We start from the raw sequence: 23,930 nt of genomic DNA, 5'->3' as shown, positions 1-23,930 counted from the left end.
GTAGCTGGCCATGAACGACGACGGCTACGAAGCCTCCGGCATGGATGGCCTGATTCCCCCCGGGGCGGGTCCGCGCCGAAGACCAGCCTTTGTGCTGAGCCGCAGGATGCGGGGCTCGGTTTCGGGTAGCGTCCTGTGCATGCCCGAGGAGAAGGCCGTTGCGCAAACGGTGAAGCGAAGAACACGGTCCCTGTCCTCCGACGACGCCGGCGAACTCGCAGAACTGCTTCGACTGAACCGCTCGTTTCTGGCGCCTTGGGAACCGGTCAGGCCCGAATCCTTCTTCACCATCGCCGGACAACGCGAGTTGCTGGAACGGGCCCTTGAAGCGCGGGCCGCCGGGACCATGATTGCCTGGGGGATCACCGACGAGACCGGCGCCTTGGTCGGCAGGATCAACCTCAATGGCATCACCCGTGGCGCGCTTCAGTCAGGCAGTCTGGGCTTTTGGGTCGGCCAGGAACACAATGGGACCGGCCTGGCCACTAGGGCTGTGGCCGAAGCCAGGCAATGTGTCTTTAATGAGTTGGGACTGCACCGACTGCAGGCGGAGACCCTGGTTGAGAACCACGCCTCACAACGTGTGCTGGCGCGCAACGGGTTTACCCGGTATGGCACGGCGCCTAAGTACTTGAAGATCGCCGGGCGGTGGCAGGACCATGTCATGTACCAGGTGCTGTGCACGGATGGATCGCAGGAAACTGACGATGGCTGAACCCCAGGCCCTGGCCCGGCGACTGAATACCTTTGACGCCTCGGTCATCGGTCTTGGCTCGATGATTGGTGCAGGCATCTTTGCGGCCTTCACCCCGGCGGCGGCCGCGGCAGGATCGGGACTGCTGATCGGTTTGCTCGTTGCGGCCATCGTGGCCTTTTGCAACGCAACGTCATCCGCCCAGCTTGCTGCCGTCTATCCGACCTCGGGCGGGACCTACGTCTATGGGCGCGAACGGCTCGGCTCCTGGCCCGGGTTCCTGGCCGGATGGGGGTTCGTGATCGGAAAGACGGCAAGCGCTGCAGCCATGGCCATGACCTTCGCCGCTTATGCCGCCCCGTCCGGGTGGGAACGTCCTGTAGCCATCGCCGCTGTCCTGGTTCTGGCAGCGGTCAACTACTTCGGGGTCACCCGCACTGCAGCGGTCACCCGCGTCATCGTGGTGGTGGTGTTGGCGGCCTTGGCGATCGGGGTGGCAGCCGCGTGGGGAGGTCCTGCCCGCGCCCCGTCAGGCATCCTGGGTGCTGGCCTGCTGGCCCACGGCTGGTATGGGATCCTGCAGTCCGCAGGCTTGCTGTTCTTTGCCTTCGCCGGATACGCCAGAATCGCGACGATGGGTGAAGAAGTCCGCCACCCCGAACGAACGATTCCCCGCGCCATCGTCATCGCACTGGGCATCAGCGTCTTGGTCTACGCGGTGATTGCCGTGACGTTGCTGGCGACCCTGGGCCCCGGTGGGGTGGCGAGCCACGTGGCCCCGCTGGCGGCGGCCGTTGATGCCGGATCCCTGCCCTGGGTCGGCTTCGTCGTCAGGTTCGGGGCCGCGGCAGCGTCCCTGGGCGCGCTCCTGGCCCTCATTGCCGGGCTCGGAAGGACGAGCTTGGCCATGGCCCGCGAACGCGATCTGCCACAGTGGCTTTCCGCGGTGCACCCCCGCTACAGGGTTCCGCATCGGGCGGAGATGGTACTCGCCGTGGTGATCTGCGCGGTCATTTCCGTCGCAGATCTACGCGAGGCGATCGGCTTCTCCTCCTTCGGCGTCCTCATCTACTATCTGGTCGCCAATGCCGCTGCATTCACGCAGCCCGCTGTCGACCGCAGGTATCCTCAGGCCTTGCAAGTCCTGGGTGCCGGATCATGCGTGGCCCTGATCGCCACGCTGCCGCCACTGTCGGTGGCGATCGGGATCGTGATGTTCGCGGCGGGGATCGTCCTGCGGCTGATCAGGATCGGAAGAGACTCCTGACATGGATGGTGCCCGCGCCCTATCCGTTGTGCTGGAACATCGGCCATAACACGGAGGGGGTCCGGACCGAGTTCGCGCGGAGCGGATTGCTGGGGCGGTCTGGGTGCGGTGCTCCGGATGTGGGCGGTCTTCCATGGGTGGGCCGGGGCTGCTCCACCGTCCCGGGGGCACTTCACTTCGTGGCCGGGCGGTGGGCGCTGTTCTCAGCCGGGGTGGGGGTAATTACCGAAAACGGCGCGGAAACTCGTGGCCATTGACCCCTTGACGACCGCCGCGAACGCCACCACACTGACGGGACTGTAGATAGTCCTTCAGCCGGCCCATCACGTGGAGTGATCCTCATGCCTGAACGTCACATCATGGTGCAACGGCGCATGTCTGCGCCCATCGGTTCAGTCTGGGCCTTGTACGCCGACTTCCCGAATCTCGCGAAGCATTGGAATGGTCTCAGGTCCACGAGAGCCATCGGCGAGCAGACCAGCGGTGTGGGCGCTCGCCGCCGCGTTGAACTGAAGCCGATGGGCAGCATGGATGAAACCGTCACCACGTGGGAGGAGGGGCGCAGGATCGACACAGAAAACCAGCCGAGCCTGGCGGTGCCGATCAAGCGGGCCGAGTCCACGCTCATGCTCCTGCCCGACGAGGACGGCTCCTTCGCGACGTTCGACTACCGATATGTTCCCCGGGGTGGGCCAATTGGTCGATTCACGGGCCCGTTGATCGACAAGATGCTGACGTCGAACTTCACTGGCATGCTGGCTGCCATCGAGGACGCCGCACTCGCGAAACGATAGTGGACGCAGAACGGGCCGCCGGACCGAGGATCTGGTGTCCACGGACGTGACCCGAGTTTCCCGGGCGCAACTCTGACCCGAAACCGCGAGTAGCGAGTTGCTGGCGTCGGTCTGGATGTGGTGCCCCGGATATGGGTGGGTCTTTCGCGTTGTGGCTGGGCGGTAGGCGCTGGCCTCGGTCGGGGTGGGTTGGCTGCCGCAGTCGAGGCAGGACGGCGGTCAGCAGGTTCGGCCCCGGTGGCCAGCGCAGGAAGCAGGCCCGCTGCGGCGGGTCCTCCGGGCCGGGCTGTGGCCCAGAACCCGATGTGGATCCGCAGCGGCAGTTCCCCGGGATGGGCGTGCGCGCCCGTGGCCGCGATGGTCCGAGTGGCAGGGGCCAGGGCGGCCAGCTGAATCAGGCCCAGCGCAGTGGAATCTCCGTCGAAGTCGGCCTGTCGGGGCTGAGAGGGGCATCGGGTTGCCGTGTGGCTGGCATCCAGGAGGAGGGAGTTGGTGGTTTCACGCTGAGCGGCGCCCGTCCCGTGAGGGGATCACCGAACCGCCGTCACGGCTGCGTAAGGAATCCCCGCATTCGCAATGGTCCGGACAACGAGAGTATACTGTCGTAAAGACACTAAATCGAAGGAGTCGTCATGAATAACCAGCCAGTTCGCAATCTCGAGGACAAGGCGATCATCGTCACCGGCGGTGCCGCTGGTATCGGCGGTGCGGTAACCCGGGCGTTCGTGGCCCGAGGCGCACGGGTCGTGGCGGTGGACCTCAACGAGGACGCCGGAGCTGCCATCGTGGAGGAACTCGGCCAGGCCGTGGAATTCGTCGCCGGGGATGTCTCCGATCCCGAGGTCGCGAAGAAGGCGGTAGCGCGCGCCGTGGAACGCTTCGGTCATCTGGACGCCCTGGTCAACAACGCCCACGCCTCCAAGCAAGGGTCCTTCCTGGACCATACCGATGCCATGTGGGACCTGTCCTTCAACACCGGCTTCTTCGCGACCCGGAACTTCATGCTCGCTGCCTACCAGGAACTGAAAAAGACTGGTGGGGCCGTGGTCAACTACGGATCCGGTGCCGGGCTCGAAGGCCAGCCGACCCAGGCGGCCTATGCTGCGGCCAAGGAAGCCATCCGCGGACTCAGTCGGGTCGTCGCCAACGAATGGGCCCCCGATGGCATCCGGGTCAACGTGGTGTGCCCGATGGCCATGACCGAAGGCGTGGAGAACTGGAAGAAGAACTACCCGGAGATGTTTGCCGCCTCCGAGGAGAAGGTGCCGTTGGGACGTTTCGGCGATCCGGAGACCGATGTGGCTCCCATCGTCGCGTTCCTGTGCTCCGATGACTCCCGCTACATGACCGGACAAACGGTCATGGCAGACGGCGGATCCATCAAACTGCGCTGACCCGATTCCGGGGCGGGTGGGGCCGGCAGCCGGGATCCGATTGGTTCGGGCATGATCTGGTCCGTTAAGCTGGATCCCGGCTGGCTGTGGTCACCGTATGCCACAAGTCATGAAGCCCCACCACGATTCAGGAGACCCACGTGTCAGAGCAGATCACCCTCAGTGTCGACGGCGAACAGCGAGCGGTGGCTGCGGGCACCACCGGCGCCGAGCTGTACTTCGACGATCGCAGCGTCGTCGTCATGCAGGTCGACGACGCCCTCTGCGACCTGTCCCGCGAACTCGAAGCCGGGACCACCGTCGAACGGGTGACCATCGATTCACCGGCAGGGCTTGAGGTTCTGCGCCACTCCACAGCCCATGTGATGGCCCAGGCCGTCCAGCAACTGCGCCCGGAGGCGAAGTTGGGCATCGGCCCCTACATCACCGACGGCTTCTACTTCGATTTCGACGTCGAAGAGCCCTTCACCCCCGAGGATCTGAAGACCCTCGAGAAGATGATGCTCAAGATCGTCAACCAGAACCAGAAGTTCGCCCGCCGCGTCGTGACCGAGGCCGAAGCCCGTGCCGCCATGGCGGGAGAGCCGTATAAGTTGGAGATCCTGGGCAAGTCCAGCGACGCCGACGCGGTCGCCGAGGGCGCCAACATCGAGGTCGGTGCCGGTGAGATCACCATCTACGACAACGTGGACCGCAAGTCCGGGGACACCATCTGGTGCGATCTCTGCCGCGGCCCGCACCTGCCCAACACCAAACTGATCTCCAATGCCTTCGCTTTGACCCGTTCCGCTGCCGCCTACTGGCTGGGCAACGAGAAGAATAAGCAGCTCCAGCGCATCTACGGAACCGCCTGGCCGACCAAGGCCGATCTGAAGGCCTACCAGGAGCGCCTGGCCGAGGCCGAACGCCGCGACCACCGCAAACTCGGTGCCGAACTGGACCTCTTCTCCTTCCCCGACGAGCTCGGCTCGGGCCTGCCGGTCTTCCACCCCAAGGGCGGCATCATCCGCCGGGCCATGGAGGACTACTCGCGCCAACGCCACGAAGAGGCCGGCTACGAGTTCGTCTACACCCCGCATATCACCAAGGGCCACCTCTACGAGATCTCCGGTCACCTGGACTGGTACCGCGACGGCATGTTCCCCCCGATGCACGTGGACGAGGAACTCAACGAGGACGGCTCGGTGCGCAAGCCCGGCCAGGACTACTACCTCAAGCCGATGAACTGCCCGATGCACAACCTGATCTTCGCCTCCCGGGGCCGCTCCTACCGCGAACTGCCCCTGCGCATGTTCGAATTCGGTTCCGTCTACCGGTACGAGAAATCCGGCGTCGTGCACGGGCTGACCCGCGTGCGTGGCATGACCCAGGACGACGCCCACATCTACTGCACCCGCGAGCAGATGAAGGACGAATTGACCAACGCGCTGGAATTCGTGTTGGACCTGCTCAAGGACTACGGACTCGACGACTTCTATCTGGAGCTCTCCACCAAGAACCCCGAGAAATACGTCGGGAGCGACGATGCCTGGGACGAGGCGACCCGCACCCTGGAGGAGGTAGCCACCGCATCCGGTTTGGAACTGGTCCCGGATCCGGGCGGAGCCGCCTTCTACGGCCCGAAGATCTCCGTCCAGGCCCGTGACGCCATCGGGCGCACCTGGCAGATGTCCACCATCCAGCTGGACTTCAACCTGCCCGAGCGCTTCGAACTCGAATTCCAGGCAGCAGATGGCTCCCGCCAGCGGCCGGTGATGATCCACCGCGCCCTCTTTGGTTCCGTGGAACGCTTCATGGGTGTACTGATCGAGCACTACGCCGGCGCGTTCCCCGCCTGGCTGGCCCCGGTTCAGGTGCTCGGCATTCCCGTGGCCGAGGCCTTCAACGACTACGTCCAGGACATCGTGGGCCAGCTCAAGGCCCTCGGCATCCGCGTCGAAGCCGATTTGGGCACCGAGAGGTTCCCGAAGAAGATCCGCAACGCCTCCAAGAACAAAATCCCCTTCACCCTGATCGCCGGGGGAGAAGACGCAGAGGCCGGCGCCGTCTCCTTCAGATTCCGCGATGGAAGCCAGGACAACGGGGTGCCGGTGGCCGAGGCCATCGAGCGCATCGTGACCGCCGTGCAGAACCGGGAGGCGTAGCCCGTGGGGACCCCGGAACACGACGAGGAGATCACCGACGACTTCGAACTGGCCGGGGTCCCGGACTCCTTCCAACGCCTCTGGACGCCCTACCGCATGGCCTACATCAAACGGGGCCAGGGGCAGGTCAAAAGCGAGGACGACTGCCCGTTCTGCACCGGACCGCAGCGCAGCGACGAGGAATCATTGATCGTCCACCGCGGCAAAACGGTGTTCGTGGTGCTCAACCTCTTTCCATATAACTCCGGGCATCTGTTGGTGTGTCCCTACCGCCACGTCCCCGATTACACGGATCTCACCGTGGAGGAAACCGCAGAAATGGGTGCTGCAGCCCAACAAGCGATGCGCGTCCTCCGGGCGGTGGCCAACCCTTCCGGCTTCAATCTGGGGATGAACCAGGGAGTGGCCGGCGGGGCTGGTATTGCCGCGCACCTGCATCAGCATGTGGTTCCCCGGTGGAGCGGGGACGGGAACTTCTTCCCGATTATTGCCCAGACCAAGGCCATCCCCGCGGTCCTGGGCGATATCCGTCAGGACATCGCCGACGCGTGGGAACAGGACTGAGGCAGCCCTCGAGCATCAGTTGTGCTAAGCATCTGCGTCATCGACTGACGGAAAGCACGCCCATCGCTGACCGGTGGCGTCATCCGGGGCGGTGATCGCCGGCACACTGGCTTAGGATGGAGCGTACTTTCCCCCGTTTTGAAAGGACCATCCGTGTCCAGCACTGAGAACACCTCCGCGCAGTCCTCCACCACAGGTAGCCCCCGGGTGAAGCGTGGCATGGCCGATATGCTCAAGGGCGGCGTCATCATGGATGTCGTGACCGCCGAGCAGGCCCGAATCGCCGAGGATTCCGGCGCCGTCGCCGTCATGGCACTGGAACGGGTGCCCGCAGATATCCGTGCGCAGGGCGGCGTATCGCGCATGTCGGACCCGGATATGATCGACAGCATCATCGAAGCCGTATCGGTTCCCGTCATGGCGAAGGCACGGATCGGTCACTTCGTGGAGGCCCGCGTGCTGCAGTCCCTCGGCGTCGACTACATCGACGAATCGGAAGTGCTCACACCCGCCGACTACGTGAACCACATCGATAAGCGTGATTTCACGGTCCCGTTCATTTGCGGGGCGACCAACCTCGGGGAAGCCCTGCGCCGCATCAACGAGGGTGCCGCAATGATCCGTTCCAAGGGTGAAGCCGGTACGGGCGACGTCTCCAACGCCACGGGTCATATGCGCAAGATTCGCGCCGAAATAGCGAAGCTGTCCTCCATGCCCGAAGACGAGCTCTATGTGGCTGCCAAGGAGCTGCAGGCCCCCTACGAACTGGTCAAGGAAGTCGCCGAGGCCGGCAAGCTGCCCGTCGTGCTCTTCACCGCCGGCGGCATCGCCACTCCTTCGGATGCCGCGATGATGATGCAGCTCGGTGCCGACGGCGTGTTCGTCGGCTCGGGGATCTTCAAATCAGGGAACCCGGCCCAGCGTGCCGCAGCCATCGTGAAGGCCACTACCTTCCACGACGACCCCTCCGTGATTGCCCAGGCCTCACGCGGCCTCGGCGAGGCCATGGTCGGCATCAACGTGGAGGAGCTGCCCGAACCGCACCGCCTCTCCGAGCGCGGCTGGTAAACACCACAGCATCACCAACGGCTGGCCACTCCTGGAGAGTGGCCAGCCGTTCGTGTTTTCTACTGGACCAGATGGCGTCCCTTGCCCAGCAGCTCCAGACCATTGGTGCGGAAGAAGGTCGAGGCGCCGGGGGTAGACGCCGCCAATACCTGGCCCTTGCCTTCCTCGGAGTCGAGGCGTTGGACCAAGGCATCCAGGATGGCGGTTCCCGCCCTCTGGCGCCGCCAGGAAGGCCCTACCGCCAGAGACTGGATGGAGAGGTCCCCGCCGTCGTGCAACTGGGCGAAGCCCCGCCCCGAGAGTGTCCCATCGGCACCTCGGGCGACGGCATGTTCAATCCGGCGGCCCGGCTGGAGGACCGCCATTTCTTCCCGGTCAGCCCCGGTGGCTTCGGGAAGCTCGGAGGACAGGTCGATGCTTCCCTTCCACGGTTGGGCATCGCTGCTCGCTGCCGCCACGTCCGCCGGTGAACCGCCATGCCAGAAAAGTGGTGGCGCGTCACGGAAACCCAACTCGGTCAGAGCACCATCACGGGCTGCAGCGTTGAGGAAGACGTGGACCTCACGCGCCCCCAAACGCGTTCCCTCTGCCAAACCGGGGCGCAGCCCCGAGGCGTCGGGGCGGGTGGGGAAGAGCAGGACCAGCCGGGCTCGTGTGGGTTGCCAAACCCATTGGCACCCGTGCGTGGAGAACTCCCGGCCACCGGTGGCCGCAGCTAACGTTCGATGCCAGTCGGCGAAGGCGCGTTGTGCGCCGGCAATAGTGCTCACCGTGCTGCAGCAGCGAGTCCGCGGCGCACCAGCAGCGGCGCCAAACGGGCTTCGCGCCCACGAAAGGCCGTATAGGACTCCAGCGGGTCCCGGGTATTGCCCCGGGCCAAAAGTTCGTTGCGGAACCGGTCGCCGTTGGCCCGGGTCCCACCGCCGTTTTCAGTGAACCATTCCACCGTGTCGGCATCGAGTACTTCACTCCAGATATAGGAGTAGTAGCCGGCGGAATAGCCGCCATCGAAGATGTGTTTGAAGTAGCCGGTGCGGTAGCGCGGGACGATGACCTCGGGGGAGAACCCTGCTTCGCGCAGCACCCGGTCCTCGAATTCCACCGGGTCACCCGGGTCCTCTCCGGCGGCCAGGGAATGCCACTCCAGATCCAAGAGTGCTGCCGCCAGGTATTCGGTCGTGGAGAAACCCTCACCCCAGAGTTGTGCGTCCTGGATTTTCTGCAGGGCCCCGGCAGGCAGGGGGTCGCCGGTATCGATGTGGCGGGCATATTCGCTGATCAGATCGGTGTCGAACTGCCACATTTCATTGACCTGCGAGGGATACTCGACGAAGTCTCGCGGTACCGAAGTCCCAGCCAAAGAGGGGTAGATCCCGTTGGCGAACAGCCCATGGAGGGCGTGGCCGAATTCATGGAAGAGGGTGCGGCACTCGTCGAGGGTCACCAGTGCGGGCTGTCCGTCGGCCGGAGCAGGAATATTGAGATTATTGGTCACCACGGGAAGCTCGTCGAAGAACGAGGCCCCGTCGCGGATGCTGTTCATCCAGGCGCCCCCGGATTTGGTGGGACGGGCGAAGTAATCGCCGAGGAACAATCCCAGCGTGCTGCCATCGGCGTCGGTGACTTCCCAGACCCTGACTTCCGGGTGGTAGACGGGCAGGTCATGGCGTTCGGAGAAGGTGACCCCGTAGAGCCGGGTGGCTGCGGCGAAAACCCCGTCGTGGATGACTCGGTCCAGTTCGAACCAGGGCTTCAGGGCCGCGGCGTCCACAGCATATTTCTCTCGCTGGACCCGGGCCGAATAGTAGGCGCGGTCCCAGGGGGCGATCTCCCGGCCGGCCAGCTCGGCCATGGTCTGGGCCTCGGTCGCGGCGTTGGCCAGGGCACCGGGGATCAGCCCGGCCAAGCGCTCACGCACCGCCTCGACCGACGGGGCGGTCTGGCCTTCCAATACGTAGGCCGCGTGATGCTCATAGCCCAACAGGGCTGCACGTTCAGCGCGCAGACGCGCCATCGAGGCCCCCAAGTCCAGGGTCCGGTTCTGCCCGTCCTGCCCGCGTCGGGTCGATGCCTCGAATATTCTGCGCCGTGACTCTTCACGTTCGAGCCGGGCCAGGGCAGGCTGTTGGGTCGGGAGGACTAGCGTGAGCAGATAACCACCCTGGTGTCCTGCTGCCGTAGCCGCACGGGACGCCGACGCGATTTCTGCCTCCGAGAGGCCTTCGAGTTCCTGGGCGGACTCGAAGTGCACTGCGGCATCATTCATGCCGTCCAGCAACAGCGTGCCATAGCGGGTCGAAAGGGCGGAGATTTCCGCGTTCAGGGCCCGTAGGCGCTCCTTGCCGGCGTCGTCGAGGCCTGCCCCCGCCTGGCTGAACGTGCGCAGTGTTTCGGAACTGAGGCGCTGCTGTTCACCGTTCAGGCCTCCGCTGGCCTCCACGGCAGCCAGCCGGGAGTGGAGCTTTGCGTCGAGGTGGACCGTGTCCTGGTGTTCGGTCAGCAGCGCTTGGATTTCGGCGTCCACTTCCACGATGTCTTCGGTTCCGTGGGAAGGCCTCACATTGGAAAATGCCATCACCGCCCGACGCAGGGTTTCGCCGCTGGCCTCGAACGCCTCGGTGGTATTGCCGAACGTGGGTTCCTCGGCGGAGGACGTCATGGTGGCGATGGCAGCCAGTTGCTCGGCGATACCGTGTCTGACTGCTTCGACGTAATGCTCGGCCGTCAGGATGTCGAACGCGGGCATTTCGAATGGCAGCGGACTTTTGCTGAGCAGAGGATTCGTCATGAAGGTAGTTTTTCACACCTGGAGGCAGGGCGCGACGCATAACATCGTGGGATGACCCCCACTTCATGGCCGACCCGTCACCGGGCCCTGGGCCGGCTTGTCCCGCTCATGGCCTGTTTGCTGCTGATTTCCGGTTGTTACGCCGCCGATTCATCCAGCCCAGCCGGCGGGGGAGCAACCCCTGGCGGGTCGTCGGCCCAGACCATGGGTCCCAGCCAAACTCAGACCCCGACGAAAGAGCCAGCCAGCACCGTACCGAGCCCGACGCCGTCGTCCGCCGAGGAGGTTTCGGTGATGGTCACCGGCGACGTCCTGCTCCACCCGCCGCTCTGGGAACAGGCCAGGGCCGACGGTTCTTCCGCGGAACCTGACTTCGTCCCGCTGCTTTCAGGGCTTCGGCCCTACCTTTCGGACGCCGATCTGGCCATTTGTTCGTTGGAGACCCCGGTGGGTACTGAGCAGGGGCCCTATAGCGGGTACCCCTCCTTCGTGGTGCCTCCGCAGATCCTGCCTGCTCTGGCCTCCACCGGTTATGACGCCTGTACCACCGCCACCAATCATGCCGTCGATGGCGGCACTGCAGGGGTGAAACGGACCTTGGACGCGTTGGATCGGGCCGGGCTGGAGCATACCGGGACGTACCGCAGTGCAGCGGAGGCCAAGCAGCCGCTGATCCTTGAGACCGGTGGAATCCGGGTCGGGGTCGTGGTGGGGACCTACGGGCTCAACGGGTTGAGCGCCGATACCCCCTGGAGAGTCGATCTGATCGATACCGAGAAGATGATCGCCCAGGCGAAGAAGGCCCGGCGGGCGGGCGCCGACGTCGTGTTGGCCGGATTCCATGCCGGCGAAGAATATTCGACACGCCCCACGGCAGAACAACAGGGCATCGCCCACAGACTGGCCGATAGCGGGGTCTTTGACGCTGTCTATTCGCACCATACGCATTCGGTCCTGCCGCTGGAAAAACGAGGTGGGGTGTGGATTGCCTACGGCCTGGGAAATTCGGTGTCCTCCCACGCGACCGATCTGGCGGTGAACCGGGAAGGCCTGAGCCTGAAGTTCAGTTTCGTGAAGAAGGGCGATCACTGGAAGACCGCGGCTCCGCGCTGGGCAGGACACATCATGGCCCAGGATCCGGTGCGCTGGTGTGCCCTGCCGGCAAAGACCCCGTGTACGACGGCCGCCGGCGACGCTGCCTCGTTGAAACGGACCCGTTCGACGGTCAATCGCTTGGGCGCCGATGCGGACGGGGCAGGCCCCTGGCAGCCCGATGACACCAAATGACGTCGACGTGGGTCCTCGTGTCCTGCACGGTGAGGCGGACGGTCGAGGGGAACTATGCTGAAGCGTCCCATTCTTCCGCCGCGTCACACGGTGTGAATCCTGGATCCTTTAGGGAAAGGCTGTCTTAGATGCCCACTGTCGGTGTTCTGGCACTGCAAGGTGATGTCCGTGAACACGTGGCCGCGTTGGAGGACGCCGGTGCCCGTGCGGTTCCGGTCCGCCGCGCCGAAGAACTCACGGGGCTCGATGGTCTGGTTCTTCCCGGTGGCGAGTCGACCACCATCGATAAGCTGTCGCGGATGTTCGGCCTGGCGGGACCCGTGAAGGAACGAATTGCCGACGGCTTCCCCGTTTTCGGTTCCTGTGCCGGACTGATTTTGTTGGCTGACCGGATTCTGGACCCCGCCACGGATCGCCAAGGTGTGTCGCAGCAGAGTTTCGGTGGCATCGATATGAGCGTGCGACGCAACGCTTTCGGCCGCCAAGTCGAGTCTTTCGAGACGGATCTGGACTTCAAAGGACTGCCTGATCGCCAGGAGAACACCGCACGGGATGGCGCTGGACGGGCAGCACCGGTGCATGCGGTGTTCATCCGGGCGCCATGGGTCGAATCGGTGGGTGGAGGGGTCGAAGTTTTGGCCTCCGTCCACGTGCCGTCGGGGCTATCGGGCACGGATCCGGGAACGGACAGTAGAATCGTTGCAGTACGTTCGGGATCTCTGTTGGCGACATCCTTTCATCCGGAAGTCACGGGGGAGCGCCGGATCCACGAACTGTTCATCCAGCTGATCAAGGGAGAAGCGTAAGCATGTCAGGCCACTCCAAATGGGCAACCACCAAGCATAAGAAGGCGGCCATCGACGCCAAGCGCGCGAAGTCGTTTGCCAAGCTCATCAAGAACATCGAGGTCGCAGCCCGCGCCGGTGGCGCCGATATGGCAGGCAACCCTGGCTTGGAGGTCGCCGTTGCCAAGGCGAAGAAGACCTCGGTGCCGAACGACAATATCGACCGGGCCGTCAAACGCGGTGCCGGACTGACCGGCGAGGTCATCGACTATGCCGAGATCATCTACGAAGCACGCGGACCTCAAGGCTCTGCGCTGCTCATCGAGTGCCTGACCGATAACAAGAACCGGGCCGCTTCCGAGGTGCGCCTGGCCATCACCCGCAGTGGTGGGACCGTCGCGGACCCGGGTTCGGTGGCCTATATGTTCACCCGCAAGGGCGTGATCTCGGTGCCGAAGAACGAGCTGACCGAAGATGACCTGCTGATGGCAGTGCTCGACGCCGGTGCCGAAGAAGTCAAGGAATCCCGGGACAGCTTTGAGGTCCATTGCGAACCGACTGACCTGCAGTCCGTGATCAAGGCGTTGGAGGAGGCCGGCATCGAGTACGAATCCGATGAGGTCGAGTTCGTACCGTCCATGCAGGTCCAGATCGACGCAGCAGCGGCACGTAAGTTCCTCAAGCTTGCCGATGCCCTCGAAGAACTCGACGATGTGCAGAACGTGTACTCCAATGCCGACCTCACCGATGAGGTTATGGCCGAACTCGAAGAGGACGACTAGCACCCCATGGCGTTGCGTGTGGTCGGCGTCGACCCGGGACTGACCCGTTGTGGTTTGGCCGTGGTCGACGTCGAACCCAACCGGCGGGCCTCCCTGGTTGATGTCACGGTGGTCGGCACGTCCCCGGACACCCCCTTGGATCAGCGCCTCCTGGCCATTGCCGAAGGCATCGACGCGTGGTTGGACCAGCATTGCCCCGACGTCCTCGCCGTCGAGCGGGTCTTCAGCCAGCTCAATGTCAGCACGGTGATGGGCACCGCGCAGGCCTCGGGGATCGTCATTGTCGCCGCAGCCCGTCGCGGCATCCCGGTCGCCTTGCATACACCGACCGAGGTGAAGGCCGCTGTCACCGGAAGCGGACAGGCGAGCAAGGCAGCCGTGGGCAAGATGGTGGCGAAGATCCTTCGCCTCGCCGAGCCACCCAAACCTGCCGATGCCGCCGATGCCGCCGCCTTGGCCATTACGCACGGGTGGCGCGGTGCGGCCCCCGGCTCGCAGGCCTCCACCGGCGTGACTGCCGGTTCCAGCGGTTTGACCCCGGCGCAACGAGCCTGGGCTGCCGCCGAGGCAGCAACACGTCAACGAGGCTAACCGAGTCGCTGGGCCCGGAATCATAGGCCAGCAGGTAAGGTATTCGTAGATATGTTCGGATGCCGTGTTGCGGTCGCCGATACCAGAACGACGCCGGAGGAAGTCTTTTAATGATCAGTTCGCTTAAGGGTGTGGTGAGCCACGTGGCCCTCAACAGTGCCGTCATTGAGGTCTCAGGTTTCGGGATGCTCATCCAGGCCACCCCGCAGACCCTGTCCGGGCTGCACGTGGGCCGAGAGGCAGTAGTCCACACCTCGATGGTGGTCCGCGAGGACTCGATGACGCTCTTCGGATTTGCCGAAGCGGGGGAGCGCGAAGTCTTCGAGGTCCTGCTCTCCGTGGCAGGGATCGGTCCGCGGCTGGCGTTGGCGGTTTTGGCGGTCCATACTCCCGAAGACGTCAGGGTGGCCGCCTCGGAGGGGGACGCCAAGGCTTTTTCCCGGGTTCCTGGAATCGGCCCCAAAGGGGCCCAACGCATCGTCCTGGAGTTGGCCGGAAAGCTCACGCCCACGGGCGAATCCACCACGACACCGCAGGGTACCGCCCTGCCAGCGTGGAAGGACCAGGTGCTCCAGGCCTTGACCGGGTTGGGCTGGTCGGAAAAGGATGCCGACAAGGCGGTGGTGGCCACCGAGAAGGCCGAACCCGGGCTCGTGGCCACCGGCCAGGTGGGCACCATCCTCAAATCCGTGTTGCGCGATCTCGGTCGTGGCGCCTCAACCGGCGGGCGATAGGCTAGAACCATGACCGAGAACCAGCAGATCACCGCCTCCACCTCGGAGCCGGAGGAGCGGGCGCTCGAGTCGGCACTGCGCCCGAAGAACCTCCATGACTTCGTGGGCCAACCCCGGGTCAGGCAACAACTATCCCTGGTCCTGGAAGCCTCGCGGATCCGCGAACGGGCAGCCGACCATGTTCTGCTCTCCGGCCCCCCAGGGCTGGGCAAGACCACGTTGGCCATGATCATCGCAGCAGAAATGAACGCCCCGCTGCGCATCAGCTCCGGTCCCGCCATTCAACATGCCGGGGACCTGGCAGCCATCCTCTCCTCGCTGACCGAAGGCGAGGTGCTATTTTTGGATGAGATCCACCGCATGAGCCGTCCAGCCGAGGAAATGCTGTACATGGCCATGGAGGACTTCCGGGTGGATATTGTTGTGGGCAAGGGGGCAGGGGCCACGGCGATCCCCCTGGAAATCCCGTCCTTCACTCTCGTCGGGGCCACCACGCGCGCCGGCCTGCTGCCCGGGCCCTTACGCGACCGGTTCGGCTTCACCGGACATTTGGAGTTCTACGCGACCGAGGAACTCGAATTGGTGTTGCGGCGTTCAGCGATGCTCATGGATATGTCAGTTAATTCCGCTGCCTTCGCCGAGATTGCCCTGCGTTCGCGGGGAACACCCCGTATTTCCAACCGCCTGCTCCGCCGCGTCCGTGACTGGGCTCTGGTCCACGGGATTGAGCAGATCGACGCCCGGGCCGCCTCCGCGGCACTGGACATGTATGAGGTCGACTCCAGGGGGCTGGACCGGATGGACCGCAACGTCCTTGAAGCCCTGTGCACCAAGTTCGGTGGCGGACCGGTGGGCCTGTCGACCCTGGCCATCGCCGTGGGACAGGAAATGGAAACGGTGGAGACCGTTGCCGAGCCCTTCCTGGTGCGGGAGGGCCTCCTGGGGCGCACGCCACGCGGGCGAATCGCCATGCCGGCCGCCTGGGAACATCTGGGGTTGGCCGTGCCGGCCCAAGCGGTTCAATACGATGCCCCGGGCGGCCAATTCGGCCGTCAGGACTCCACGGAGAACCCCTCAGCCAGCTGATGCGTCTTGCCGGGAAGGGGCCAACAGTCACGGAACGTCCAGAATAGGCCTATACAATAGTGTCTTGCCCTCCGTGGACGTTGTCGAAAACGTGCGCGGAAGTCCCCGGAACAGAAACAGGTAGTAACTCTTGACCTCCACCGTATTCGCTCAGGCGGGTCAGCCCGCGGGCTTCGACCCGATGACCCTGATCCTCATTTTGGCTTTTGCGTTCCTCATCTTCATGATGTTCCGCGGACGCAAGAAGGCGCAGAAGAAGCAGCAAGAGCTGCGTTCGCAGCTGAGCGTTGGCTCCGAAGTGATGACCAACTTCGGCCTGTTCGGAACGGTGGTGGGGATCGACACCGACGATAATAAGGTCATTCTGGAAATCTCCCCCGGAACCACCGCCACGGTCCACGCCCAGGCCATCGCCAAGGTCGTTCCCGTCGCTGAGTCCGGCAATGACGCCGGTGTCCCGATGGACGATGCCGAGGCACCCGCCGGAGAAACTCCCGAGGAGACCCTGCGCCGGCTTGATGGCGAAGGCAAGAACCCGAACGACTAGATGCATCGCGGCGTCGGCCTCCCCTGGGGGCCGACGCCGCGTTCTGCCGTACTCCGACGTCCTTGAGCGACGTCTTGAGCAGGAAGTCCCATAATGAAGAACACTGGCCCGATCAAACACGCGCGCCGCGCGCTGTTGTGGCTCGGCATCATGATCATCGCCCTTTCGGCAGTGTTGATCAGCGGCGTCGCAACCCAGCAATCGACCTTCTCCCCGAAGCTTGCCCTGGACTTGGAGGGCGGCACACAGATGATCCTGTCCCCGAAGGTCCAAGGGGACCAGGAGATCAACCAGGAACAGCTGGATCAAGCGGTGAAGATCATTCGCCAGCGTGTTGACGGTTCCGGTGTCTCCGAAGCGGAGATCACCACCCAGTCGGGTCGCAACGTCGTGGTCTCCATGCCGGGATCCCCGGATGAAAAGACCCGCGAACTGATCCAAGCCTCGGCGAACATGGAGTTCCGCCCGGTGATCGCTGCTGGTACGTGGGAGGCCACCCCCAAGGCTGAGCGCACCAAGAAGGCCGACCTGCCCCAGCCCACGGCCAAGCCGAAGAACGGCTCGGATGAGAACTGGATCGACGCCAAGTTGATGAAGAAGTTCGAGGCCTACGACTGCGCGGATGAAACCACGAAGTCCAATATCGAGAACGGCGATCCCGACGTTCCGATGATTTCCTGCGATCCCAACCAGCAGGCCAAATACATTTTGGGGCCCGTCGCCATTCCCGGAACCGATATCGCCGATGCCACCTCAGGGATGTCGACCTCAGATCAGGGGTTCAACACCGGCAAATGGGTCGTCAACCTCGAGTTCAACTCGGATGGTGCCAAGAAGTTCGGTGAAGTCACCAAACGTCTGGTTGCCATGCAGGGACCCCAGCACCAATTCGCCGTCGTCCTGGATGGCCAAGTCCTCACCGCCCCGACCGCCAATGCGCAGATCGGCAACGGCAAAGCGGAAATCAGTGGCAACTTCACCGAGGAATCCTCCAAGGCTCTCGCCGAGAAGCTCAAGTACGGTGCACTTCCGATCAGCTTCGAGATTCAGTCCGACCAACAGATTTCTGCGACCCTGGGTTCCGACCAACTGCGGATGGGCCTGATCGCCGGCATCATCGGTTTGGCCCTGGTCGCTGTCTACTCCTTCTTCCAGTACCGCCTGCTGGGTCTGGTGACCATCGTTTCCCTCCTGGTGGCGGGCGTGCTGACCTATCTGGCCATCGTCCTACTGGGGTGGGCGCAAAACTATCGGCTCTCCCTGGCCGGCATTGCCGGCATCATCGTCGCCATCGGACTCACAGCGGACTCGTTCATCGTGTACTTCGAGCGGGTCCGTGACGAACTCCGTGATGGCAGAAGTCTGCCGTCAGCCGTGGAAACCGGGTGGAAGCGCGCCAAACAGACGGTCATCGCCTCCAAGGCGGTCAACCTGTTGGCCGCCGTCGTGCTCTATGTCGTGGCCGTGGGCAATGTGAAGGGCTTCGCCTTCACCCTGGGCCTGACAGCGATCGCCGACCTTATCGTCGTGTTCCTGTTCACCCACCCCATGCTGCAGATTCTGGCCCAAACCCGATTCTTCGGCGAAGGACACCGCCTCTCCGGTTTGGATCCGTCGCTCTTGGGCGCCGAACCGCTCTATAAGGGGGCCGGACGGATCAGGGAATTCCGGCCGACACCCAGCGCGGCCAAACGAAATGCCGGTGCCTCCAAGGAAGCCGTCCGACGGCAGACCATCGCCGAACGTAAGCAAGCCGCATCGCGGTCCACGGACTCCCAGTCAGTCGCGACGAAGGAAGACGATAATGCCTAATCTCGCAACATGGGGCAACGAGCTCTATACGGGTAAGAAGTCCTACCCGTTCATCGCCAAACGCAAACTCTGGTTTTCCATTGCTGCCGTGCTGGTCCTGGCCTCGATCATCCTTCCGATCGCCAAGGGCGGATTCAACCTGGGCATCGAGTTCAGCGGTGGATCCGAATTCACGATCTCGCAAGTTAAACACACCGACCCCAAGGTCGGCGAAGAGGCCATCAAGGCCATCGCCCCCGACCACGCGCCGACCGTCACGAACATCGCCGCCAACACCATGCGGGTCCAGACCGAGCGACTGACCAACGAGCAGACCCTCAAGGCCGGTGACGCCTTGGCGGATGCCTATGGGGTCTCCGACTCCGAGGTGACCTCCTCCTTCGTGGGGCCTTCCTGGGGCGCCGACGTGTCCAAGCAGGCACTGTTGGGCCTGATCGCGTTCGTCGTTCTGGTAGCCCTGTTGATGGCGGTGTACTTCCGCACCTGGAAGATGTCGCTGGCAGCAATCATCGGGTTGTTCACGGTGGTGATCATCACCGCCGGGATCTACGCCCTCTCGGGCTTCGAAGTCACCCCCAGTGCGATCATCGGCTTCCTGACGATCCTGAGTTATTCGCTCTATGACACCGTGGTGGTCTTCGACAAGATCCGGGAAAACACCGCGCATACGTTCGAACAAACGGATCGGACCTATATTGAGCACATCAACCTCGCGGTGAACCAGACACTGGTCAGGTCGATCAACACCTCGGTCGTCGCCGTGCTCCCGGTGGGCTCGATCCTGTTCATCGGTTCCTACCTCTTGGGGGCCGGCACGTTGAAGGACCTCTCGTTGGCACTGTTCGTCGGCATCATCGTGGGCACCTTGTGCACCGTCTTCATCCAGGCACCGCTCTACGCTGTCCTGCGTCACGGTGAGGCCGATGTGCGCGAACACAATAAGAAGGTTTTGGCCAAACGCGGGGCAGACCTGCATTCCCAGGCGGCCACCGCCGGCTGACTCGTCATCCCCCGGGACGCCAAAGTGACGGCAGAGGCCCGCGGGTGCTATAACCTTGAGGAACGGAGGGGCCACGGGCGGTTAGCTGCTCGTGGCCTCCCCGTCACCCAGGCCCCGGAAGCGTAGTGCGAACCGGGTACAGCGAGAGGACCTGCCATGGCGGAACCCACAGCCCGGGCAGCGAACGACGCGGCCGATCAGCCGGCGGAGCCGGCGACACCGCCGCCGGCAGCCCGCCGCCGCGGAGGGACCATGTCACGGCTGGCCCGTTTCGCCGGTCGCAGTACCTCGGGACAGCCGCCCATCCTGGAGCCCTTGCTACGTACCGTGAGGGCGAATAGCCCGCGCGAGGATCTGGATCTGATCACTCGTGCCTTCACCGTGGCCGAACGCTGCCATGAGAATCAGAAACGCAAAAGCGGCGATCCCTACATCACCCATCCGGTGGCCGTCGCCACCATTCTGGCCGAAATGGGCATGACCGGAAGCACGCTCGCGGCGGCATTGCTCCATGACACGGTCGAAGATACCGACTATTCATTGGAGGACCTGGCCCGCGAATTCGGTGACGAGGTAGCCATGCTCGTCGATGGGGTCACCAAGCTGGACAAGGTCCAGTTCGGTGACGCAGCCCAAGCCGAAACAGTTCGCAAAATGGTCATTGCCATGGCCCGTGACATTCGGGTCCTGCTGATCAAACTCGCCGACCGACTGCATAACGCCAGAACCTGGCGCTACGTCTCACCCGAGTCCAGTGCCAAGAAGGCCCGCGAAACCCTGGAAATCTTCGCTCCCCTGGCTCACCGGCTGGGCATGAACACGATCAAATGGGAACTTGAGGACCTCTCCTTCGCGGCCTTGCATCCGAAGGTCTATGAGGAAATTGTCCGCATGGTGGGGGACAGGACCCCGGAACGGGAAAAGTACCTCTCAACCGTCCGGACGCTGATCGGCGAGGACCTGCATCAGGCCCGCATCCGGGCGACCATTACCGGCCGGCCCAAACACTACTATTCGATTTACCAGAAGATGGTGGTGCGCGGGAAGGAGTTCGACGACATCCACGATCTGATGGGTGTCCGCGTTCTGGTCGATTCCGTGCGCGAATGCTATGCAACCTTGGGTACCCTGCATGCCCGCTGGAACCCCCTGCCCGGGCGTTTCAAGGACTACATTGCGATGCCGAAATACAATATGTATCAGTCGCTGCACACCACCGTCGTGGGGCCCGATGGAAAACCCATCGAGATCCAGATCCGCACCCACGACATGCACCGGCGGGCCGAATACGGGATCGCCGCCCACTGGAAGTACAAGTCGGGTGCCGCCAAAACCAAGGCCGTCGGCCAGGACGGCCAGGACCTCAACTGGCTCCGCAGTGTCATGGACTGGCAGCAGGAAACCCGTGACCCCAGCGAGTTCTTGGACTCGTTGCGCTTCGAGATCAACGCGGCAGAGGTCTTCGTCTTCACCCCCAAGGGCGAGGTGATGGCCCTTCCTGCCGGGTCCACTCCCGTGGACTTCGCCTACGCCGTCCACACCGAGGTCGGCCACCGCACCATCGGCGCCCGGGTCAACGGCAAACTCGTCCCCCTGAACAGCGAACTTCACCACGGGGACTGGGTGGAGGTCTTCACCTCCAAGGCCGAAGGCGCCGGCCCCAGCCAGGACTGGCAGGGGTTCGTCAAGAGTCCGCGGGCACGGAACAAGATCCGCCAATGGTTCACCAAGGAACGCCGCGAAGAGGCCATCGATAAGGGCAAGGACCAGCTCACGAAGGCGCTGCGCAAGAATAACTTGCCGCTGCAAAAACTGATGACGCACGATACGCTCACCGCCGTCGCGCAGCAGTTGCGGCATTCCGATATCGCCGCCATGTACGCGGCGGTAGGTGACGGGCACACCTCGGCACAGAACGTCATCGAACATCTGCAGGCCCTGGTGGGGCCGACCCACCCGCATGAAGCCGACTTCGACGAGACCCCCTCGTTCACCCCTGGCACCTCACGACAGACCCATGATGCCGGGGTGGTGGTGGCCGGGGCAGGGGATGTGATGGCCAAACTGGCTCGCTGCTGCACACCGGTGCCACCGGATGCCATCCGTGGTTTCGTCACCCGGGGTTCGGGGATTTCGGTGCACCGCGCTGACTGCGCGAATCTGCAGGCGCTGGGCGATCAGGCCGAACGGCTGGTCGACGTCAGGTGGGCTCCCACACAATCCAGCGTGTTCCTCGTGGAGATCCAAGCTGAGGCGCTGGACCGAAAATCGTTGCTCTCCGATGTCACCAAGGTGCTCTCGGATAATCAGGTCAACATTCTCTCGGCCAGTGTGGTGACCGGCAAAGACCGGGTAGCGACCTCCAGGTTCTCCTTCGAGATGGGTGATCCCAAATATCTGAATCACGTCTTGAACGCGGTCCGAAGGATCGATGGTGTCTACGACGTCTACCGGACCTCCGAAGGGCGACGCCGCAAATAGGCGGGGACGGTGGGTGCCCGGAACCTCATCGGGGCACGGCAGCCAGCGACGGCAACCCCTGGACCAGATCCCAGGCCGCACGTTTGCCAGGTCGGCGCCCCGTGGCTTCGATGGCGGCCAACAGTTCATCCCGAGTGCAGGCACCGCTGCGCGCAGCGATCAGGCGGCTGATGACCCGGCGCGCCACTGCCGGTTCACTATGGAAGGCAAGATCCAGTCCCGTGCGGATCGGTGTTGTCACCGGCATCCTGAAACGTTCATCGACCTCCGTCGGCTCGAGCACGCACTCATGGAGCGCCAGCCGCACCTGACCACGGTGCAACGGGATGCGGTGGAACCTGGAGACCAGCAGTTCAAGGGTGTCCGGTGCCGGATGGAAACCATGGACCCAGGCCGCAGTCAGCCGCCCGATGACGGCGACCTCCAGGAGCCGTGGGCCGGCGAGGGTGGCCACCGCGGTGGCGCGTAACCCCGGGGTGTCCTCGACGACGGAGCAGACGAAGGTTCCGGGCAGTACCTGACGGATAACCCCCTCATGCGAGAGCACCATCAGCTCTGGTGTGGCGAAGGGTCTGCCCGGTTGCAGGAGCACGGTGCCGTCGGTTGCCTCGGTGGGATCGATCATGAACCAACTGTGGCAAAGGGCTACCGAGAACAAAAGGGCCGGGTACCAGTCTGTGGATACTGGTGCCCGGCCCTTCAGCGTTCCGTCCTGGTGCCTCGGAAACCGCCCGGGGTCACGAGGCGCTAGCTGCGCGTGGGAGCCTACTCGAAGTCCTGAGCAGATTCCTGCAGTGTTTCGAACCAGGCGCGACGGGCCGACAGGGCTTCCTCCGCCTTCTTGATCCGGCGGTCGTCCCCCGAAGCCCGAGCGGTTTCGAGTTCGGTCTCCAGCTCGGCGATGGTGTCCTCGAGTTGGGTGAGCATGCTGTTGGAGCGGGCCTTGGTCTCCGGGTTGGAGCGGCGCCATTTCTCATCCTCGGCACCACGCAGGGCATCCTCGACCGTGCGCATCCCGCCTTCCATGCGTTGCATGGCCGAACGCGGCACCTTGCCGGCAGCCTCCCACCGATCTCGGATCGGTTCGAAGGCCTTCTTGGCAGCTGCCAGATCCTTGATCGGCAGCAGCGCGCGGGCCTCGGCGAGGATCTTCTCCTTGACGGTGAGGTTCTCCTCGAATTCCTGGTCCAGCTCCTCGTTGGCCTGCGAACGGGCGTTGAAGAAGACGTCCTGGGCGGCGCGGAAGCGAGCCCAGAGGGCGTCGTCGTCCTTACGGGAGGCCCGCTTGGAGGCCTTCCACTCATCCATCAGCCGGCGGTATTCTCCTGCGGTCTGTCCCCAGTCGGTAGAACCCGAGAGGGCTTCGGCGCGGGAGATCAAATCTTCCTTGACGCGTTTGGCTTCGGAGTTATCCGCATCAAGTCGCGAGAAGAAAGCACGACGGTGACGGTCAAAGGTGGTCCTGGCCCCACGGAATCGCTTCCACAGGCCATCTTCGGTGGAACGGCCCAGACGAGGACCGTTCTTCTGGGCTGTCTTCCACAGCTCGAAGAGCTCGTTCATCCGGTTGCTGCCCTGTTTCCATTGGACAGTGGCCGGGTCCTGGGCGGCGAGTTCCTCGGCTTCGACGACGATCGCCTCCCGGGCCGCCAATTCGCGGGCCCGGTTCTCTTCCTGCGTCTTGCGTTCCGCCTTTTGGCGTTCGGCGACTTCCTGACGGGCAGCGTCCAAACGGGTCTGCAGGGCCACCAAATCCCCGACCATGATCCGTTCGGTGACCAGCTGCTGCAGGTGGTCGAGAGTCTTATTCATATCCGTCGAGGGGGCGTGGGCGGCCACGCGCTGTTCCAGCAGCAACAGCTGGCTGACGACGTCGTCGTGTTTGCGCACGAAATAGGCGAGCGCTTCGGCAGGTGTGGCGTCAGGATACTGGCCGACCGGGAATTCTTCGCCCTCGACGATGACGAAGACATGGCCGTCATCGGTGACGCGGCTGAACTTCGCTGCTTCGTCGAGATCGCTGCTATAGGCCGGGGGAGCGGGGACCACCGGGGCCGCCTTGGCGGATTGTGGTCCTGCCGGCGGACGGGGCATGGCAGCGGGGGTGGGGAC

At 63.9% G+C, this 23,930-nt stretch carries 21 protein-coding genes; 17 read left to right on the top strand and 4 right to left on the bottom strand.

What is annotated here, in order from left to right:
• Positions 1-139 precede the first annotated feature (139 nt).
• The 7 genes from FM101_RS05860 (at position 140) to pdxS (ending at position 7,925) form a co-directional block, all read left to right on the top strand.
• Positions 140-715, top strand: a complete 576-nt coding sequence (locus FM101_RS05860; RefSeq protein ID WP_086996983.1) for a GNAT family N-acetyltransferase — start codon at positions 140-142, stop codon at positions 713-715.
• Positions 708-1,961 (top strand): APC family permease, encoded by a 1,254-nt coding sequence (locus FM101_RS05855; protein WP_086996844.1) that lies wholly within the window; start codon positions 708-710, stop codon positions 1,959-1,961. The genes FM101_RS05860 and FM101_RS05855 overlap by 8 nt, the downstream gene beginning before the upstream one ends.
• Positions 1,962-2,302: 341 nt before the next feature.
• Positions 2,303-2,755: an SRPBCC family protein gene (locus FM101_RS05850; RefSeq protein WP_086996841.1), complete on the top strand. Its 453-nt coding sequence runs from the start codon at positions 2,303-2,305 to the stop codon at positions 2,753-2,755.
• A 632-nt stretch (positions 2,756-3,387) separates the two neighbouring features.
• A complete protein-coding gene (locus FM101_RS05845) occupies positions 3,388-4,149 on the top strand; it encodes an SDR family NAD(P)-dependent oxidoreductase (RefSeq protein ID WP_086996839.1) in 762 nt (253 codons plus the stop codon).
• Positions 4,150-4,289: 140 nt separating this feature from the next.
• The gene (thrS, locus tag FM101_RS05840) at positions 4,290-6,293 is read left to right on the top strand and encodes a threonine--tRNA ligase (RefSeq protein WP_086996836.1); all 2,004 of its coding nucleotides are present in this window, start codon (positions 4,290-4,292) and stop codon (positions 6,291-6,293) included.
• A gap of 3 nt (positions 6,294-6,296) precedes the next feature.
• The gene (locus FM101_RS05835; RefSeq protein WP_086996833.1) at positions 6,297-6,857 is read left to right on the top strand and encodes an HIT family protein; all 561 of its coding nucleotides are present in this window, start codon (positions 6,297-6,299) and stop codon (positions 6,855-6,857) included.
• 138 nt (positions 6,858-6,995) lie between these two features.
• Entirely contained in the window at positions 6,996-7,925 is a 930-nt protein-coding gene (pdxS, locus tag FM101_RS05830) for a pyridoxal 5'-phosphate synthase lyase subunit PdxS (RefSeq protein WP_428844141.1), read from the top strand.
• Between the two features lie 59 nt (positions 7,926-7,984).
• On the opposite strand, the gene FM101_RS05825 is transcribed toward pdxS, so the two are convergent.
• Positions 7,985-8,695, bottom strand: a complete 711-nt coding sequence (locus FM101_RS05825; RefSeq protein WP_086996827.1) for a GNAT family N-acetyltransferase — start codon at positions 8,693-8,695, stop codon at positions 7,985-7,987.
• Positions 8,692-10,713, bottom strand: coding sequence for a M3 family metallopeptidase (locus tag FM101_RS05820; protein WP_086996824.1), 2,022 nt, complete (start codon positions 10,711-10,713; stop codon positions 8,692-8,694). Before FM101_RS05820 ends, FM101_RS05825 begins: the two co-directional genes overlap by 4 nt.
• Before the next feature lie 51 nt (positions 10,714-10,764).
• Here FM101_RS05820 and FM101_RS05815 point away from each other — a divergent pair, with 51 nt between their 5' ends.
• The 10 genes from FM101_RS05815 (at position 10,765) to FM101_RS05770 (ending at position 21,818) form a co-directional block, all read left to right on the top strand.
• Positions 10,765-12,000, top strand: coding sequence for a CapA family protein (locus FM101_RS05815; protein WP_179204253.1), 1,236 nt, complete (start codon positions 10,765-10,767; stop codon positions 11,998-12,000).
• Between the two features lie 128 nt (positions 12,001-12,128).
• Positions 12,129-12,806, top strand: coding sequence for a pyridoxal 5'-phosphate synthase glutaminase subunit PdxT (gene pdxT, locus FM101_RS05810; protein ID WP_086996821.1), 678 nt, complete (start codon positions 12,129-12,131; stop codon positions 12,804-12,806).
• A 2-nt stretch (positions 12,807-12,808) separates the two neighbouring features.
• Positions 12,809-13,567, top strand: a complete 759-nt coding sequence (locus tag FM101_RS05805) for a YebC/PmpR family DNA-binding transcriptional regulator (protein WP_086996819.1) — start codon at positions 12,809-12,811, stop codon at positions 13,565-13,567.
• A 6-nt stretch (positions 13,568-13,573) separates the two neighbouring features.
• On the top strand, positions 13,574-14,158 hold the full coding sequence (gene ruvC, locus FM101_RS05800) for a crossover junction endodeoxyribonuclease RuvC (RefSeq protein WP_086996816.1): 585 nt from the start codon (positions 13,574-13,576) through the stop codon (positions 14,156-14,158).
• A gap of 110 nt (positions 14,159-14,268) precedes the next feature.
• The gene (gene ruvA, locus FM101_RS05795) at positions 14,269-14,892 is read left to right on the top strand and encodes a Holliday junction branch migration protein RuvA (RefSeq protein ID WP_086996813.1); all 624 of its coding nucleotides are present in this window, start codon (positions 14,269-14,271) and stop codon (positions 14,890-14,892) included.
• 9 nt (positions 14,893-14,901) lie between these two features.
• A complete protein-coding gene (ruvB, locus tag FM101_RS05790; protein WP_086996811.1) occupies positions 14,902-15,978 on the top strand; it encodes a Holliday junction branch migration DNA helicase RuvB in 1,077 nt (358 codons plus the stop codon).
• Between the two features lie 130 nt (positions 15,979-16,108).
• Complete coding sequence (yajC, locus tag FM101_RS05785; RefSeq protein ID WP_241895266.1) at positions 16,109-16,525, top strand: preprotein translocase subunit YajC; 417 nt, start codon at positions 16,109-16,111, stop codon at positions 16,523-16,525.
• 93 nt (positions 16,526-16,618) lie between these two features.
• A complete protein-coding gene (gene secD, locus FM101_RS05780; protein WP_086996808.1) occupies positions 16,619-18,337 on the top strand; it encodes a protein translocase subunit SecD in 1,719 nt (572 codons plus the stop codon).
• A complete protein-coding gene (gene secF / locus FM101_RS05775; protein ID WP_086996805.1) occupies positions 18,330-19,337 on the top strand; it encodes a protein translocase subunit SecF in 1,008 nt (335 codons plus the stop codon). Before secD ends, secF begins: the two co-directional genes overlap by 8 nt.
• 252 nt (positions 19,338-19,589) lie before the next feature.
• Complete coding sequence (locus FM101_RS05770) at positions 19,590-21,818, top strand: RelA/SpoT family protein (RefSeq protein ID WP_245806637.1); 2,229 nt, start codon at positions 19,590-19,592, stop codon at positions 21,816-21,818.
• Positions 21,819-21,843: 25 nt separating this feature from the next.
• On the opposite strand, the gene FM101_RS05765 is transcribed toward FM101_RS05770, so the two are convergent.
• Together FM101_RS05765 and FM101_RS05760 are read right to left on the bottom strand one after the other, a co-directional pair.
• A complete protein-coding gene (locus FM101_RS05765) occupies positions 21,844-22,443 on the bottom strand; it encodes a type IV toxin-antitoxin system AbiEi family antitoxin (protein ID WP_086996799.1) in 600 nt (199 codons plus the stop codon).
• A 140-nt stretch (positions 22,444-22,583) separates the two neighbouring features.
• Positions 22,584-23,930: DUF349 domain-containing protein (locus FM101_RS05760; RefSeq protein ID WP_143269229.1), on the bottom strand; the 1,347-nt coding region annotated here is incomplete at its 5' end.

The organism is Arthrobacter rhombi, assembly GCF_900163545.1.
In the GTDB taxonomy this organism is placed as follows: domain Bacteria; phylum Actinomycetota; class Actinomycetes; order Actinomycetales; family Micrococcaceae; genus Arthrobacter_H; species Arthrobacter_H rhombi_A.
This window is presented reverse-complemented; position numbering and strand designations above follow the sequence as displayed.

What these genes read in the sequence shown, in the direction of transcription:
- FM101_RS05860 (WP_086996983.1), top strand. Translation starts at nt 140, where the DNA reads ATGCCCGAGGAGAAGGCCGTTGCGCAAACGGTGAAGCGAAGAACACGG.
- FM101_RS05855 (WP_086996844.1), top strand. Translation starts at nt 708, where the DNA reads ATGGCTGAACCCCAGGCCCTGGCCCGGCGACTGAATACCTTTGACGCC.
- FM101_RS05850 (WP_086996841.1), top strand. Translation starts at nt 2,303, where the DNA reads ATGCCTGAACGTCACATCATGGTGCAACGGCGCATGTCTGCGCCCATC.
- FM101_RS05845 (WP_086996839.1), top strand. Translation starts at nt 3,388, where the DNA reads ATGAATAACCAGCCAGTTCGCAATCTCGAGGACAAGGCGATCATCGTC.
- FM101_RS05820 (WP_086996824.1), bottom strand. Translation starts at nt 10,713, where the DNA reads ATGACGAATCCTCTGCTCAGCAAAAGTCCGCTGCCATTCGAAATGCCC.
- FM101_RS05815 (WP_179204253.1), top strand. Translation starts at nt 10,765, where the DNA reads ATGACCCCCACTTCATGGCCGACCCGTCACCGGGCCCTGGGCCGGCTT.
- pdxT (WP_086996821.1), top strand. Translation starts at nt 12,129, where the DNA reads ATGCCCACTGTCGGTGTTCTGGCACTGCAAGGTGATGTCCGTGAACAC.
- FM101_RS05805 (WP_086996819.1), top strand. Translation starts at nt 12,809, where the DNA reads ATGTCAGGCCACTCCAAATGGGCAACCACCAAGCATAAGAAGGCGGCC.
- ruvC (WP_086996816.1), top strand. Translation starts at nt 13,574, where the DNA reads ATGGCGTTGCGTGTGGTCGGCGTCGACCCGGGACTGACCCGTTGTGGT.
- ruvA (WP_086996813.1), top strand. Translation starts at nt 14,269, where the DNA reads ATGATCAGTTCGCTTAAGGGTGTGGTGAGCCACGTGGCCCTCAACAGT.
- ruvB (WP_086996811.1), top strand. Translation starts at nt 14,902, where the DNA reads ATGACCGAGAACCAGCAGATCACCGCCTCCACCTCGGAGCCGGAGGAG.
- secD (WP_086996808.1), top strand. Translation starts at nt 16,619, where the DNA reads ATGAAGAACACTGGCCCGATCAAACACGCGCGCCGCGCGCTGTTGTGG.
- secF (WP_086996805.1), top strand. Translation starts at nt 18,330, where the DNA reads ATGCCTAATCTCGCAACATGGGGCAACGAGCTCTATACGGGTAAGAAG.
- FM101_RS05770 (WP_245806637.1), top strand. Translation starts at nt 19,590, where the DNA reads ATGTCACGGCTGGCCCGTTTCGCCGGTCGCAGTACCTCGGGACAGCCG.
- FM101_RS05765 (WP_086996799.1), bottom strand. Translation starts at nt 22,443, where the DNA reads ATGATCGATCCCACCGAGGCAACCGACGGCACCGTGCTCCTGCAACCG.